The sequence below is a fragment of the Gilliamella sp. B2824 genome (genome assembly GCF_026536245.1).
Classification (GTDB): domain Bacteria; phylum Pseudomonadota; class Gammaproteobacteria; order Enterobacterales; family Orbaceae; genus Gilliamella.
Map to the genome: position 1 here is coordinate 54056 of NZ_JAFNON010000006.1, position 16680 is coordinate 70735.

The 16680-nt window shown below is 37.1% G+C and carries 16 protein-coding genes; 8 read left to right on the top strand and 8 right to left on the bottom strand.

All coding sequences use genetic code 11. From position 1 onward, the window contains the following. The first annotated feature begins 5 nt into the window (after window positions 1–5). From eda to J3U56_RS07085, 4 genes are all read left to right on the top strand, one after another. Window positions 6–656 (top strand): bifunctional 4-hydroxy-2-oxoglutarate aldolase/2-dehydro-3-deoxy-phosphogluconate aldolase, encoded by a 651-nt coding sequence (gene eda / locus J3U56_RS07070; protein WP_267344486.1) that lies wholly within the window; start codon window positions 6–8, stop codon window positions 654–656. 73 nt (window positions 657–729) lie between these two features. Continuing rightward, window positions 730–1989 carry an MFS transporter gene (locus tag J3U56_RS07075; RefSeq protein ID WP_267344485.1) on the top strand — a complete coding sequence of 420 codons (1260 nt, stop codon included), beginning with the start codon at window positions 730–732 and terminating at the stop codon, window positions 1987–1989. A gap of 139 nt (window positions 1990–2128) precedes the next feature. Further along, entirely contained in the window at window positions 2129–2548 is a 420-nt protein-coding gene (locus J3U56_RS07080; protein ID WP_267367182.1) for a GFA family protein, read from the top strand. Window positions 2549–2673: 125 nt separating this feature from the next. Continuing rightward, entirely contained in the window at window positions 2674–3171 is a 498-nt protein-coding gene (locus J3U56_RS07085; protein ID WP_267334008.1) for an NADAR family protein, read from the top strand. 43 nt (window positions 3172–3214) lie between these two features. On the opposite strand, the gene J3U56_RS07090 is transcribed toward J3U56_RS07085, so the two are convergent. The 3 genes from J3U56_RS07090 to carA are packed head-to-tail and all read right to left on the bottom strand — an operon-like array spanning window position 3215 to window position 8480. Beyond that, on the bottom strand, window positions 3215–4060 hold the full coding sequence (locus J3U56_RS07090; protein WP_267367183.1) for a fumarylacetoacetate hydrolase family protein: 846 nt from the start codon (window positions 4058–4060) through the stop codon (window positions 3215–3217). Between the two features lie 42 nt (window positions 4061–4102). Further along, window positions 4103–7318, bottom strand: coding sequence for a carbamoyl-phosphate synthase large subunit (gene carB, locus J3U56_RS07095; protein ID WP_267367185.1), 3216 nt, complete (start codon window positions 7316–7318; stop codon window positions 4103–4105). A 1-nt stretch (window position 7319) separates the two neighbouring features. Next, a complete protein-coding gene (gene carA / locus J3U56_RS07100) occupies window positions 7320–8480 on the bottom strand; it encodes a glutamine-hydrolyzing carbamoyl-phosphate synthase small subunit (protein WP_267348601.1) in 1161 nt (386 codons plus the stop codon). Between the two features lie 267 nt (window positions 8481–8747). Between carA and argF the strand changes: the two genes are divergently transcribed. Then, on the top strand, window positions 8748–9758 hold the full coding sequence (gene argF, locus J3U56_RS07105) for an ornithine carbamoyltransferase (RefSeq protein WP_267367187.1): 1011 nt from the start codon (window positions 8748–8750) through the stop codon (window positions 9756–9758). Window positions 9759–9852: 94 nt separating this feature from the next. Beyond that, a complete protein-coding gene (locus J3U56_RS07110) occupies window positions 9853–10356 on the top strand; it encodes a phosphatidylglycerophosphatase A (RefSeq protein ID WP_267334013.1) in 504 nt (167 codons plus the stop codon). A 107-nt stretch (window positions 10357–10463) separates the two neighbouring features. Here J3U56_RS07110 and nadK read toward each other — a convergent pair whose 3' ends face one another. Next, window positions 10464–11342, bottom strand: coding sequence for an NAD(+) kinase (nadK, locus tag J3U56_RS07115; protein ID WP_267344474.1), 879 nt, complete (start codon window positions 11340–11342; stop codon window positions 10464–10466). Window positions 11343–11495: 153 nt separating this feature from the next. Between nadK and grpE the strand changes: the two genes are divergently transcribed. Beyond that, entirely contained in the window at window positions 11496–12080 is a 585-nt protein-coding gene (gene grpE, locus J3U56_RS07120; RefSeq protein ID WP_267334015.1) for a nucleotide exchange factor GrpE, read from the top strand. Between the two features lie 36 nt (window positions 12081–12116). Here the strand turns inward: grpE and def are convergent, their stop codons facing one another. After that, window positions 12117–12629 (bottom strand): peptide deformylase, encoded by a 513-nt coding sequence (gene def, locus J3U56_RS07125; protein WP_065633774.1) that lies wholly within the window; start codon window positions 12627–12629, stop codon window positions 12117–12119. 159 nt (window positions 12630–12788) lie between these two features. On the opposite strand from def, the gene dprA reads away from it, so the two are divergent. Beyond that, entirely contained in the window at window positions 12789–13892 is a 1104-nt protein-coding gene (dprA, locus tag J3U56_RS07130) for a DNA-processing protein DprA (protein ID WP_267367188.1), read from the top strand. Window positions 13893–13978: 86 nt separating this feature from the next. On the opposite strand, the gene rraA is transcribed toward dprA, so the two are convergent. The 3 genes from rraA to J3U56_RS07145 form a co-directional block, all read right to left on the bottom strand. Further along, window positions 13979–14470: a ribonuclease E activity regulator RraA gene (gene rraA, locus J3U56_RS07135; protein ID WP_267334102.1), complete on the bottom strand. Its 492-nt coding sequence runs from the start codon at window positions 14468–14470 to the stop codon at window positions 13979–13981. Between the two features lie 85 nt (window positions 14471–14555). Continuing rightward, window positions 14556–15458 (bottom strand): 1,4-dihydroxy-2-naphthoate polyprenyltransferase, encoded by a 903-nt coding sequence (locus J3U56_RS07140; RefSeq protein ID WP_267367189.1) that lies wholly within the window; start codon window positions 15456–15458, stop codon window positions 14556–14558. A gap of 87 nt (window positions 15459–15545) precedes the next feature. Beyond that, a complete protein-coding gene (locus tag J3U56_RS07145) occupies window positions 15546–16661 on the bottom strand; it encodes an ABC transporter permease (RefSeq protein WP_416379604.1) in 1116 nt (371 codons plus the stop codon). Window positions 16662–16680: the final 19 nt, after the last annotated feature.

A 16680-nucleotide genomic window follows, 5' to 3' on the forward strand; every position in this document is an offset into this window, starting at 1 on the left:
AATAAATGTATCGTAAATTAGACAATCTTAATAAAATTGTAGATTCTGGCATAGTCTTAATTGTCAGATTAGCAACGGAAAGTGAATCAATTAAAGTTGCTGAAGCGGCCATTGAAGGTGGTATTAACGTTATTGAAATTCCAATGGCTGTTCCTAATGCATTACAAGTAGTTAAATATTTGTCGGATAAATATAGAAATAAAGGAATTTTAGTTGGTACAGGAACTGTATTAGATGGTGAAACTGCCAGAGCTGCAATTTTAGCTGGTGCTGAATTACTGGTCAGTCCCAATTTGAATCCTGAGATGATTAAAGTGGCTAATCGTTATCAAGTTGTCACAATGAGTGGTGCTTATACCCCTACGGAAATCCAAAATACCTTAGAAGCAGGTGCCGATATAGTCAAGTTATTCCCTGCCGAGTTTGTTAATCCTAGTTATGTAAAATCAGTATTGGCACCGCTATCGCATGCACCAATATCACCAACGGGAGGTGTTACCCCAGAAAATGTTCATGAATGGTTTTCTGCTGGTGCAGTATGTGTTGGTGTTGCAAGTTATATTACAAAAGCGGCGGCACAAGATAATGACTATAGCAAAGTAACTAAAGCTGCTCAAAACTTTATTGCGGCAGTAAATAACGCCAAGAATAAATAATACCGATATTTGTTAAGTAAAGGCATATTTTTATATGTCTGTGGGATCGTTTTGTCTAAAAAAAGGTGCAGATATGACAATACAACAAACAACAAAACCAAAATTAAGATGGGGATTCATTATTTTACTTGTAATTGGGGCTATCGTTAATTATTTAGATAGATCGAATTTAAGTATTGCCAACACAACCATAGCACAAGAGTTTGGTTTGTCTCAAACTCAGATGGGTTTTCTATTATCAGCATTCCTTTGGCCTTATGCTATAGCCAATTTACCTGCAGGATGGTTAGTTGATAAATTTGGCCCTAAAAAAATGTTTGCTTGGGCGTCTGGTTTATGGTCTATCGTAACTATTATTTGTGGTTTTCTCAATAGCTATTCTATGTTTTATGCAATGCGAGTGGTATTAGGTGTGGTTGAATCGCCATTTTTTACCTCGGGATTGAAAACAACACAAACATGGTTTTCAAAAGAGGAGCGAGGGGTACCGGTTTCTATTATTAATACTGGTTCGCAAATAGCGAATGCGATAGCTCCGCCCTTATTAACCATTTTAATGTTAACTATGAGTTGGCGTGGTATGTTTGTCATTATTGGCGTATTCGGTTTACTGGTTATGCTAGTTTGGTTAAAAATTTATCGTAATCCAACACCGCAAGAAATGAGCATTATTAAAGGTGAAAATAATCCAGAACAGCCTGAAACTAAACAAGTTCAATCGTCTTGGGGGGATTTGTTAAAACAAAAAATGACTTGGTTTATGATTCTGGGTAATTTTGGCATCATGTTTACCATTTGGGTTTACTTAACTTGGTTACCGAGCTATTTAGAAAAAGAACAAGGTTTTACTATAAAACAAATGGGATGGATCGCTTCAATTCCGTTTTTCTGTGGCATTATTGGTGTTTTATTGGGGGGGATCATTTCTGATTATGCTATTCGACATGGCTTTAAACCAATTAATGCTAGAAAAATTCCTATTGTTGGTGGAGCGATCATTGCTGCAGCTTCTGTTGCTCCTATTGCTTTTATTGATAATACCACATTAAGTATTATCTTATTATCAGTAGGTTATTTTGCTTCTCAATTACCTTCTGGTGTTATTTGGACATTAGCTGCTGACGTTGCTCCTAGTCATCAAGTTGGCTCTCTTGGCGCAATTCAAAATTTTGGTGGCTTTTTAGGTGCGGCAATGGCACCCATTGTAACGGGTATTATTCTCGATATTACAGGTAGTTTTGGCTATGTATTTATCTTAGGGGCATGCTTACTTATTTTAGGTGCTATTTCTTATGGTATCTTTTTAAGAAAACCGATCACTAAGCAGGATTAGGTTTTATTATTAAAACTATATGCCCATTGTTTAATGAGCTCAACGATGTTCGTTGGGCTCTTGCTTGTTATATCGACAAAACTTTACTATATTAACCTAAATTTTAAACATTTTTAGCCATTTAAAATAAGGAATATTTATGTCTAATCAATATCATGGATCATGTTTATGTGGAAAGGTTAAATTAACGGTACCTTTTAAAAATACCCAATTTAGTGCTTGTCATTGTCATACTTGCCTTAAATGGGGGGCGGGGCCATTTATGACATTAATGTATGATGGGCAATTTGTGGTTGAAGGGCAAGAAAACATTAGTGTTTATAATTCATCTCAATGGGCAGAAAGAGCATTTTGTCAAGTATGTGGTACTCACCTTTATTATCATATGAAAGATACACAACACTATTATCTTGCGACGTGGATTTTTGAAGATATTAACGATCTACAATTTACTACTGAAGTATTTATTGACAAAAAACCAACTTGTTATGCGTTTGCTAATCCTACCCATAAATTGACAGAGGCTGATATCTTAGCCATGGCTGCGGCTAATAAATAGTACAAAAAGTTAATTGTTAACGTAATTATCGATCATCAATAATTAGCCAATAAAACGCATTATTATGGTGTGGTTTTATTGGTTAATTTGACGATAAACTTATTTTTAAAAAGTGATGTTAATACATGAAACCAGTAGGAAAAAAGAAAATGATTTTCTTTTTTAGCCCAGATCATTACTTGTCACAATGGTATCCTTGTCGTTTTGTTATTGATGATATTGAGTTTACCAGTACCGAACAATGGATGATGTATGCCAAGGCAATGTTATTTCAAGATTTGGATTGTGCTAATGCTATTTTAGCGACGTCTTCTGCCAAAATGCAGAAAAATTTGGGTAAAAAGGTAACTAATTTTGATGATAATATTTGGAATATTCATAAAAAAGAGATAGTTTTTAAAGGGAATTTAGCTAAGTTTTCGCAAAATGCTGAGCTCAAAACCTATTTATTATCGACCAAAGGTAAAGTCTTAGCAGAGGCAAGTCCGTACGATAAAATTTGGGGAATAGGTTTAAGTATGGATGATGAGATGCGCTTTAATATGACTAAATGGCGAGGTCAAAACTTATTGGGTGAAGTTTTAATGCAAGTTAGGGAGGCATTAAAAACATCAAAGCTTTAATGTTTTTTATTTGGTATTAAGCTCGTTATTGCAATAAACACAATTATTCACTGACAATTAAATGCTCTTGAATACCTAATTGGGCAATGCCTAAACGAACCTTTTGTCCCGCTTTCAAAAAGATTGGTTTAGGTTTAATACCAAGACCAACGCCAGCGGGTGTACCGGTTGCGATAATATCACCCGCTTGTAAACTCATAAATTGGCTGACATAACTTATGATCTGTTTAACATTAAAAATCATATTACTGGTATGACTGTGTTGATAGCGTTTGCCATCGACTTCTAACCATAATTCAAGATTTTGTGGGTCACTAATTTCATCAGCGGTGACTAGCCAAGGGCCAATGGGACCAAAACTATCGCAACCTTTACCTTTGTCCCAAGTTCCACCACGATTTTTTTGATAATCACGTTCAGAAACATCATTCACCACGCAATAACCAGCAATATAAGTTAATGCCTCTTGCTCTTGAATATATTTGCCTTCTTTGCCTATGACAATACCTAGCTCTACTTCCCAATCGGTATGGGTTGAGCCTCGGGGTAATACAATATTATCATTAGCACCACTAATGGCACTGGTCCATTTATTGAAAATAACTGGTTCGTTAGGAATTGGCGCGCCAGTTTCTTTTGCATGATCGATATAGTTCAAACCAATACAGATAAATTTACCGACTTTACCAACACAAGGGGCAATACGCTCAGGACGATTAACTATTGGTAGCGTATCAATATCCATTTGGCTAATTTTTGTTAGCACATTATCGGCTAATGTTTGTGCATCAATATCGGCAATTACCGCACTGAGATCGCGCAGTTGATCTTTATCATCTAAGATGGCTGGTTTCTCATTTCCTTTCAAACCATAACGCAGTAATCGCATATTACTCCCCCTATCATTTTACAGGCTGATTTTGCCCAAAACTTATTGGTACAGTGCTTGTAATGGTATAACGGTTTTTGCCGGATCGCAATCGAGTGCAGCGGTGGTGGCATAGGCTGCATTCATCGTTGTATCGTAGTGTACTTTATATTGTATTGCACTTCGACGCAGGATTTTTGATGCTTCAATGGCTGCGCGTCCCGAAGTGGTATTAAGAATATAACTATATTCACCATTTTTAATGTGGTCATGAATATTGGGTCGACCTTCGTTCTCTTTTTTAACGATTTGACAAGCAATACCGGCTTGTTGCAATATTTTAGCTGTGCCGATGGTGGCATCAATTGTAAAGCCATGCGCAACAAGTCGCTTAGCCACTTGGAGTAGGCGAGTTTTATCTTGATCACGAACTGATAAGAGCGCTTTCCCCGATTTTTTCATATTCGATAAACTACCCAACTGTGCTTTAGCAAAGGCTTCGGCAAAGGTTTTACCAATTCCCATTACTTCACCAGTGGATCGCATTTCAGGTCCTAAAATGGGGTCAACGCCGCTAAATTTATTAAACGGTAATACCACCTCTTTAACTGAGTAATAAGACGGGATGATTTCTTTCGTAATATGTTGTTCAGCAAGTGATTGTCCTGTCATTACTCTAGCTGCAATTTTTGCTAAGGGCAAACCAGTCGCTTTCGATACAAATGGTACTGTACGTGCGGCTCGAGGATTGATTTCGATCAGATACACATCATTATTTTTAATCGCAAATTGACCGTTCATCAAACCTTTAACATGAAGTTCCTGTGCTAATTGTTTGGCTTGCTTGCGTAATTTATCTAAAATTTCTGGACTGAGAGTATACGTTGGTAATGAACAAGCAGAATCCCCCGAGTGAATGCCGGCTTGTTCAATATGTTCCATAATGCCACCAATGACAATTTGTTCACCGTCGGCAATCACATCAATATCAACTTCAATGGCATCATCTAGGAAGTGATCAAGTAATACCGGTGCATTATTCGATTCACTGACCGCAGTTTTAAAATAACGCCGTAGGTCTTGTTCGTTATAGACAATTTCCATTGCTCGTCCACCTAAAACATAAGATGGCCGAACCACTAAGGGATAACCAATCTGTTCGGCCTTAATCACCGCATCTTCAATATCGGTAACAGTAGCATTAACGGGCTGTTTTAATTTTAATTTTTCAACAATAGCTTGAAAGCGTTTTCGGTCTTCCGCTTTATCGATCGAATCAGGTGAGGTACCAATAATCGGTATGCCAGCCGCTTCAAGCGCACGAGCCAATTTTAAAGGTGTCTGTCCGCCATACTGCACAATAACCCCATTTGGTTTTTCTACATAAGCAATTTCTAATACATCTTCAAGCGTGACAGGCTCAAAATAGAGTCGATCTGAAGTATCATAATCGGTTGATACCGTTTCGGGATTGCAATTCACCATAATGGTTTCATAGCCATCTTCACGTAGCGCCAGCGCTGCATGCACGCAACAGTAATCAAACTCAATTCCTTGCCCAATTCGATTCGGTCCACCACCTAATATCATGATTTTAGGACGACTAAATTGCGGCTTAGCTTCGCACTCTTGCTCATAAGTTGAGTAAAGATAGGCGGTGTCGGTTGCAAACTCAGCGGCACAAGTATCAACGCGTTTATAAACCGGATGAATATCGTATTGGTTTCGTCGATCACGAACGTCTTGTTCTTTAACATTCAACAGGTTAGCAATACGTAAATCTGAAAAACCTTTACGCTTAAGTTGCCATAATGATTCTGAATTAAGGCTAGCTAATGATTGTGATTTTAGTTGGTTTTCAAGGCGAATAAGTTCTTCAATCTGCACTAAAAACCAGCGATCGATATTTGTTAGTGTGAAGATTTCATCTAAACTAAAGCCTGCTCGAAAAGCATCTGCGATATACCAAATACGTTCAGCCCCCGCTTCTTGCAGTTCATACCGTATTTTGCTGAGATTTTTTTCATCATCATAATTTTCAATTTTCGGATCAAAACCACACGCACCGACTTCAAGTCCTCGTAGTGCCTTTTGTAATGATTCTTGAAAAGTTCGACCAATAGCCATCACTTCGCCCACTGATTTCATTTGGGTAGTTAAGCGGTCATTACATCCGGCAAATTTTTCGAAGTTAAAGCGAGGTATTTTTGTCACAACATAATCGATAGACGGCTCAAATGATGCAGGTGTTTTACCGCCAGTAATGTCATTGGAAAGTTCATCAAGCGTATAACCAACCGCTAACTTAGCGGCGATTTTGGCAATAGGAAAGCCAGTTGCTTTTGATGCTAGTGCAGATGAGCGTGATACTCGTGGGTTCATTTCGATAACAATGAGTCGCCCTGTTTTAGGATCGACCGAAAATTGTACATTGGAACCGCCGGTTTCGACACCGATTTCACGCAGTACCGCAATCGACGCATTACGCATGATTTGGTATTCTTTATCGGTCAAGGTTTGAGCCGGAGCAACGGTAATAGAATCACCCGTATGGATGCCCATTGGATCAAAATTTTCGATCGAACAAACAATAATACAGTTATCATTTTTGTCTCGAACAACTTCCATTTCATACTCTTTCCAACCTATCAAAGATTCATCAATCAATAGTTCATTGGTGGGAGAAAGATCCAATCCTCGAACGCAAATCTCTTCAAACTCTTCGGTGTTATAGGCAATACCACCGCCAGTTCCACCCATCGTAAATGAAGGACGAATAATGCAAGGAAAGCCAACTTGTTCAAGTACGGCATAAGCCTCTTTTAATGAGTGCGCAATACCTGAACGTGCTGTATCAAGTCCAATTTTTTTCATCGCTTGGTCAAAGCGCTTACGATCTTCTGCTTTATCGATAGCATCAGCGGTGGCACCGATCATTTCAACATTAAATTGTTTTAAAATACCTTGCTTTTCAAGCGCTAAAGCGCAATTTAGTGCCGTTTGCCCGCCCATAGTTGGTAAAATAGCGTCAGGTCTTTCTTGTTCGATGATTTTGGCAACAGTTGACCAGTGAATAGGTTCTATATAGGTGGCATCAGCCATCTCTGGATCTGTCATAATGGTTGCCGGATTGGAATTGACTAAAATAACGCGGTAACCTTCTTCACGCAGGGCTTTGCAGGCTTGGGCGCCTGAATAATCAAATTCACATGCTTGACCAATAACAATTGGGCCAGCGCCAATGATTAAAATCGATTTGATATCTGTTCGCTTAGCCATATTATTGCTCCTGCTTATAAATTTTTATTAATTCAATAAAGTGATCAAAAAGTGGGGCGGCATCATGGGGGCCTGGGCTTGCTTCAGGATGGCCTTGAAAGCTAAAAGCCGGTTTTTGATTGTGATGAATACCTTGTAATGAATCATCAAATAAAGATTTATGTGTGGCGCGTAAATTGCTTGGCAAACTGGCTTCATCGACAGCAAAACCATGATTTTGCGCAGTGATCATGACGCGATTATTTTCTAAATCTTTGACAGGATGATTACCGCCATGATGCCCAAATTTCATTTTGACGGTTTTAGCACCACACGCCAGTGCTAACAGTTGATGGCCTAAGCAGATACCAAAGATAGGAATATCGGTGGTTAAAAATGCCTTAATTGCATCTATAGCATAAGTACAGGGGGCGGGATCACCAGGACCATTTGATAGGAATATGCCATCTGGGTTTAGTGCTAATACTTCAGCCGCGGGTGTTTTAGCGGGTACCACTGTTAATTTACATCCACGCTCAACTAACATACGTAAAATATTTCGTTTTACGCCAAAATCATAAGCAATAACATGCAAAGGTAGTGTGTTCTCTGCTTTCGGCATAGGATTTTCATTCTCGCTTGTCCATACACTTTGTGTCCATGTATAGCTTTTAGCGCAGGTCACCTCTTTCGCTAAATCTAACCCTGATAATCCTTTAAAATTTATTGCTTGTTGCTTGGCTGCTTGAGCATTATCCAATAAGGTTTGTTTATTTGTTGCTGTTATGATTACGCCATGTTGTGCACCTTTTTCACGCAAGATTCGAGTTAAACGACGGGTGTCGATATCTGCAATAGCAATGACATTATGCTTTTTTAAATAGCTTGAAAGATCAAGCTTACTACGGTAATTGCTAGTTATTAGGGGCAAATCACGAATGATTAAACCTTTAGCATAAACTTGATTAGATTCGGCATCGGCATCATTCGTGCCGACATTACCAATGTGTGGATAAGTTAAGGTAACGATTTGCTCGCAATAAGAGGGATCAGTTAGGATTTCTTGATAGCCAGTCATTGATGTATTAAAAACGACTTCGCCAACTGTTTGTCCGTCAGCGCCGATTGATTTACCAATAAATGTTGAACCATCTTGTAACATAAGGAGGGCATAAGTTTGCATAATTAAAAAGACCTTTTGAATAAAAATATATTTAAATTGAATAAAAATTCAATCTTGCTTATCTTTCTATATACAGCACTTGGCTAGTTTATTACAATATTTTAAATAAAAAAAGTATTATTATTAAAAATAACTAAATAATAATGTCTAATTTTTGAGATTTTAGTTGGGTTTTGGGGTTTGTTATTGATTTTTGAAAAATTGGCTTGAAAGTGAATAATTATTCAAATAAAATTATTTGAATCATGATAACTAAAGGGGTATTGCATGCACGGGTTTTATCAGCGCCATTTCTTAAGATTACTCGATTTCACACCAGCAGAAATTAATCAATTAATTAATCTTGCTATTGAATTAAAACAGGCGAAGCACCAAGGAGCGGAAAAAAAACATTTATCAGGTAAAAATATCGCTTTAATTTTTGAAAAAGACTCTACTCGTACCCGCTGTGCATTTGAAGTTGGTGCTTACGATCAAGGTGCGCAAGTGACTTATTTGGGGCCAAGCGGTAGCCAAATTGGTCATAAAGAGTCGATTGCTGATACTGCACGAGTGCTTGGTCGAATGTATGACGGTATTGAATATCGAGGTTATGGGCAAGATATTGTTGAAACCTTAGCAAAATATGCTGGTGTGCCAGTTTGGAATGGTTTAACTACCGAAGCGCATCCGACCCAAATCCTTGCTGACTTTATGACCATGCAAGAGCATATTGGAAAGCGAGCTTTAAATAGTGTTAAATTTGCTTACTTGGGAGATGCTCGTAATAATATGGGCAACTCATTAATGGAAGGCGCGGCATTAATGGGAATGGAAATTCGCTTAGTTGCGCCGAAAGCTTGCCAACCTGAAGCTGAACTGGTGCAAAAATGCCAAGCGATAGCCAAAACCACTGGTGCTAAAATTATCTTAACAGAAGATGTTGCCGAAGGTGTAAAAGATGTTGATTTCCTCTATACCGATGTTTGGGTATCAATGGGTGAACCGAAAGAAGTATGGGATGAGCGAGTAAAATTATTAACTCCATACCAAGTCAACCAAAATGTGATCAAATTAACCGGCAACCCTAAAGTTAAATTTATGCATTGCCTACCAGCTTTTCATGATATGAATACGACTGTAGGAAAACAGATGGCTGCCCAATATGGTTTGAAAAATGGCTTAGAAGTGACTGATGAAGTCTTTGAATCCGAGCATAGTATTGTTTTTGATGAAGCCGAAAATCGACTACACACCATTAAAGCTGTCATGGTTGCAACCTTAACTAAAGACGAATAATATACCTATCTGGACTTAATGCTTATAAGGCATTAGCTTTTTATAATTTGCCGACTTTAGTCGGCAAAATTTTATCAATAAGAATCACGACATAATGACTAAACAAGATCGCAATAAAGATTTTAAAAAATACCTAAAACTTACCAATCCAATCCATTTTTTAGCGGTTGGGCTAGGCAGTGGTTTATCGCCTATTATGCCAGGAACCATGGGCTCATTAATGGCAATTCCGTGTTGGTTATTATTTAATGGCTTGCAACCCATTTTATACTGGGTATTGATGGTTGTTGCCTTTATATTTGGTTGTTTTTTATGTCAAAAAACATCTGATGATACGCATACTCATGATTCGGGACATATCGTTTGGGATGAATTTGTCGGCATGTGGATAACTTTATTTTTTATTCCACAAGTTTCTATTCTCTGGGTCATGATTGCTTTTGTTGCATTTAGAATATTCGATATGGCAAAACCGTGGCCTATTCGTTGGTTTGATAAGCGTGTACCAGGTGGATTTGGGATTATGGTCGATGATGTTATCGCCGCTATTTTTTCTTCTATTACTGTTTATCTATTCACTTATCTGATTAACTGCTGATTTAAAAACAATATTGTTTTGCTTTCTCTTATTCTCGCTTGTTTTTATCTTAACAAGCGAGTTGTCTTTCATAACGATGATAGCTAAAAAAGAGCCATTTAAATTGGCTAATACATTTTTTGTGACCAGCCAAGTTTAGTTGAAAGATTATTAAAGTAATCATAGTCTTTAGAGTGAATCAGGTTAAATTCATACTCTGAACGGCGAATAATCACATCCTGACTTGGTTTCACCGGTAAAATTATTTGACTGTCACAGGCGATATTTAGATCGAGTGCGGTGGTTGGAAATTTAAGATGAATAGGTTTGTCACTTTTAATAACTAATGGCCTAACTGCTAATGAATGCGGAAACATAGGTGTAATAATTAAAGCATCTAAATGTGGGGCTAAAATAGGTCCGCCCGCAGATAAAGAATAGGCTGTTGAGCCAGTTGGTGTGGCAATAATTAAGCCATCAGCCCGCTGTGAAAAGGCATTACGTTCATTGATGTAAACATCATAATCAATCATATGCGCAACCGTATTAGGTGTAACGACAATTTCATTAACGGCAAAACCCGAGTTGATTAATTTGCCATTATCATAAATAGAGACTTCGACTAAAAAGCGAGGATCATCATCATATTCACCTGCAATCACTGGGCTTAACTGCTCGATCACTTTTTCATGTGAAATATCGGTTAAAAAACCCAGATTGCCACGATTGACGCCAATTACCTTAATTTTATAGTGTGATAAGCAACGTGCTGAGCGCAACATATTACCATCGCCACCTACCACGATAGCCAAATCTGCTTGTTCACCGATTTTATCTAGTGAAGCATAAATGTTGTTCGGGAATTTAATATATTCCGCTAATCGGTCTTCAACTAAAACCTCAATTCCCAATTTAACCAGCCAATCATAGAGTACGCTATGTGTTTCGATTGCCTCAAGTTTTCTTGGAATGCCAATTAAGCCAATGCATTTAAATGGTGCACGCATAGAATATCCTTGTTATTGTTAGATATAAATCGCTGTATTTTTTTATAACAGCCAAAAAAATATCTATCAACTTATTGTTAAGCTTGTAATAATAAAATTTGTCCCCATAATAACCGTTATTAACTAAGTTTTCGACTACATTTGGAGTACCGTATGACAGAGCAAGATAAGAATATGTCAGAAAATGAATCTAACATTGATACCGCAACCGAATCATCAACCGAGCAAGCTACACAAGCTCAACCTAATGTTGATGAGCAATTAAAAGCGAAAGATGCACGAATTGCCGAGCTTGAACAAGAATTACAAATCGCTAAAAAGAATGAAAGCGAAGCCATGATTCGTGCTCGTGCCGAGATCGACAATGTGCGCAAACGTGTTGAGCAAGATGTTGATAAAGCCCGTAAATTTGCGCTTGAAAAGTTTTCGAACGAATTATTACCTGTCATTGATAATCTAGAACGTGCTTTAGAATCAACTGATAAGGATAATCCACAGCATCAAGCAATGGTTGAAGGCTTAGAGCTGACCTTAAAATCATTTTTAGATACCGTGAAAAAATTTGGTATTGAAGTGATTAACACCCAAGATTCACAATTAAATCCAGATTTACATCAAGCGATTAGTATGGTTGAGTCACCTGAACATCAATCAGGTCAAATCGTAAATACCATTCAAAAAGGTTATACGTTAAATGGTCGATTAATTCGTCCAGCTATGGTAATTGTTGCTAAATAAAGTAAAAAATGAGCCGCCTTAAAAGGGCGGCTAAACTTATTTATTGCGTTGCTCTTCTCGCGTCAATTTTTTCATTTTTTGTTCAATTCGTTGACGTTTTAATGGTGAAAGGTAATCAACAAATAATTTACCTTTTAAGTGATCCATTTCATGTTGAATACAAATAGCAAATAATTCATCGGCATCAATTTGGTAAGGGTTACCATGGCGATCAAGTGCTTTAATTTTAATTTTTTCTGCTCTTGGTACAAATCCACGGCAATCAGGAACTGATAAACAACCTTCTTCAATACCTGTTTCACCTTCTTGACTAATAACCTCTGGATTAATAATGACATAAACTTGACTTTTGTCTTCCGAAACATCAATAACAATAATTTGTTCATGTACATCGACTTGAGTTGCCGCAAGTCCAATACCATTTTCGGCGTACATTGTCTCAATCATATTATCAATGATGGTTTGTAGCTCAGGTGTAAAATTAGTTACAGGTTTTGCAACTTTGCGAAGTCGTTCGTCAGGAAAACGTAATACCGGTAAAATAGCCATAAATTGTTTGATCTACTCCTCATTTGTTAGGTTTTATCAACTTGCTCACATTGTAAACATTTATCTTGGTAATGAATAGCCTTAGTTGGCTATTGATAAAATATATCTTATCAATTCAAGGTAAGGCATCTGTTTTAGATGTGAATCAAGAGGAATGTAATGAGTAAATATGAATTCTTGCTTCGAATTTCAATGCTTGGTCACGGAAAACTGGCTATTTTTAAAAAATTGAGTCAGTTTTTTGTATCTGGTCTACCTAATCAAATTAAGGATGTGCCTTTTTTATTAGAAAAATTAGGCTTAAGCAAAACTCAACAAACACATTGCTTATCTATCTCTTATTTACATTTTGAACCGGTGCTCAATTGGTTAAATAATTCTTGCCCACCTAGATCGTTGATCGCTTATTGTGATTTACACTATCCCGCTTTACTAAAGCAAATCAGTTCGCCCCCTATATTTTTATTTGTAATGGGAAATGCTCAGCTGTTATCTTCCCCCCAAATTGCGATGGTCGGTAGCCGTGAATTTAGTGAATATGGTGCGCAATGGGGGCGATATTTTGCCGGTGAACTTGCGATTAATGGTTTAACGATAACCAGTGGTTTAGCGCTTGGTTTAGATGCAATTTGCCATCGGGGTGCACTTGAAGTCGCGGGTGATACTATAGCTGTTCTTGGTAGTGGCTTAGCTAAGATTGCGCCCGTATCTAATCTTAAACTTGCGCAAGATATTTTGGCACAAAATGGTGCGTTAGTATCTGAATTTTTGCCCTTTGAAAACGCGAGATCTGAGTACTTTCCAAGACGCAATCGAATTATTAGTGGATTAAGTTTAGGTACGTTTGTGGTTGAAGCCTCTGAAAAAAGTGGATCGTTAATTACTGCGCGTTATGCTATTGAACAAAATCGTGATGTGTTTGCTTTACCTGGGGATATTGATAATCAAAACTGTAGTGGAACCCATTATTTAATTAAACAAGGTGCCTATTTAGTGACTCAACCTATCGATATTTTAGAACACTATAGTGGTTATTTATCAACAATGGATCGGCAAGTAAAAAAACAACATGATGACACTAACAATAATATTTTGTATCCCGAAATTTTTGCTGTGATCCATCACCAACCTATAGCTGTTGATGTGATAGCCTCATTAGTTGATTTACCGATTCCAGAACTAACCAGTAAACTATTAGAGATGGAAATTGCTGGATTAATTATGACAGTAACTGGCGGTTTTATTCGTACAAGAACTTGCTAATACATTTTATATTGTCGTAAATATTTAGCTGGATTATAGGCTAAGAATAACTGCCACCGATATGAATCGGTGGGGGAATATACTTTTTATTTTTCTTCAATTTCTAATGCAATTTCAGATAGGATAATACCGGTGTTATCGGCATAGACAAAATCACCTGAAAAGAAAGTTACACCGCCAAAGTTAACGCGGATATCGACTTCACCCACACCTTGATCTTCTGAGCCGACAGGAATTGATGCAAGAGCTTGAATACCGATTTCAGCATCAGCAAGATAATCAACTTGACGAACCGCACCATAAACAATTATGCCTTCCCATTGATTTTGAATAGCAATATCAATTAATTCTGCATCAATCAGTGCTCGTCGAACCGATCCTCCACCATCAATCACCAATATTTTGCCAGTACCATTAGATTGTAAGACTTCGTATAATAAGCCGTTATCTTCAAAACATTTTACTGTTACAGCTTGACCTGAAAATGACGATACACCACCAAAATTGCTGAAAATTGGTTCAACGACGTTAACATCTTCTGGGTAATAATCGCAAAGAATTGAAGTATCAAACTCCATCATCGAGTCTCCTTTTGCATTTTAAATTGTGTTTAGTATAACGCTAACATTGATTAACACGATATAAAATTTAAATAAACGTGAGCTAGCTCAAAATAATACCCAAACAATAAAGTAAATTAGTTAATAAAGCAAGTTTGACCATCTGTATTAACAAAGGTAATGCTTCATTTGAATTGCGATATTGTAAAACCGCATAAATATGTTTGCCATATGGTGGTAAGATTATTAAGAATAATCCACTGTAAATAGTGTGTAGTTGATAATAAGCAAACAAGCTAAAAAAGCTTAGAGAACAGAGCAATAACAATATATGATAGTATCGTCCAAGCGTGTTTCCCATCAAAACTACAAGCGTTGTTTTATGATTGAGCCGATCACTGTCAATATCGCGTAAGTTATTAATATTAAGAACCGCTACGGCCAATAAGCCGCTTCCAATAGATGGTAAGATAATCGATACAGATAATAATTTAGTTTGTAAATAATAACTGCCCATTACCCCAACTAAGCCAAAAAAGAGCAATACGGATAAATCACCTAGTGCAATATAACCGTAAGGTTTTTTGCCAATGGTGTAAGTGATGGCTGCGATAATCGCCAAAAGTCCTAACAGGATAAAGCTTAATAATTGATAAACACTATTACAGGCAACAATAATTAAAATTAATCCCGATAAGATACATAACAAAATGTTAATCCATAATGCTATCTTTAATTGCTTTAAGGTAATTAAACCTAATTGAATGCCTCGAGCATGTGCGCTGAGATTTTGCTTATCACTCCCTTTAATGGCATCACCATAGTCATTGGCTAAATTAGATAATATTTGTAATAGAGCGGCTGTGGTGATTGAAAACAGCATAATAAATAGATTGAATGCGTGCTGCCAATAAGCTAGCGCATTACCCATAAGAATTGCAGAAAGCGAAAGTACTAATGTTTTTGGACGTAAACTAATCATCCACGGATAACATTTCATTGACATTTAACATGTTATTTAAATTTAAAAAATTTGTAGTCATCATAACAGTAATTGATATTAACTGCTAATGATGAACTAAGTGAATTTTATTTATCTAATTTTAGCAATATAAGTTCTTTTCATTTTTTTAAAGAATCGTCTTACTTGCCCTTGTCTTAATGCGGCAATAAAAAAACCAAGCGAGCCGTACATCACGCCAAGCATTAAAATCATAAATACATTAAACCAATTATCTGTTAGGCCTAAACCCATTTGATTAACGCCGGCGATCATATTGGTTGCCCAAGTTGAGGGTAACATTCTTGAAACTGTTTGCACCCAAAGAGGCATGGCATCGAGCGGCCAAATTGTACCGGATAAGTAAAATACAGGCGTTGTTAAAAATGCCAGTGTTAAATAGATCATTTCTGCTCTACGTAAACACTCGGTCAGTAATTTGCTGAGACCTAAAACTGCAAGCAATAATGGAAATGTCATAATTAAAATTTCTGGTATGTTTGCCAATTGCCTGTATCCTAAAACCCAAGGCCATAAACCAAATAGCACAATTGATAAGAATAACCAAATTGGAATTAAACCGCATAAACTACCTATTACCGCGATTTTGGGTGGTTTTCCTTGAGGCAGTGAGTTTAAAGTTATATTCGTGCGCGTTGAAGCAATCAAAAATGAGTGTTGTAATAACATCACTAATAAACCCGGGAACGTTATTGCAGCAAAGCTAATTCCAGCATTATAAAGAGGCTCAGTTTGACCATTTATTGGTGAAAGAATGACATTGATTTGTTTGTCTGAAAAACCATTATTTCGCATAATTCGGCTGTTAAATTCCGTTAATATTTGCTGATAAATGCCCTTTATGTCCACCTGTATTAAGCCATTAGCTAAACGGCTTGAAGCATCACCATAAGCTGGGATTGTCACTTCTTGACCACTTAAGATCCGTTTTTCAAAATCTCGGGGAATGGTGAAAACAGCAAACAGTTTACGATTATTGATATCGTCATAAGCTTCTAATGAACCTTCGTATATAATTGTTTCAATCTTGGAACTGGTATTTAAAGAACGAATAAGGCTACGGCTGGTTGCGGTATGATCTTGATCAACAATTGCTACAGGTAAACTCGTAATCGTACCATTACTATACACTAAGCTCATCAACGAGACAGATACTAAGAGCAACAACCACATCGGGCGTATTAGCATAAATAAAAATATTTTTGCA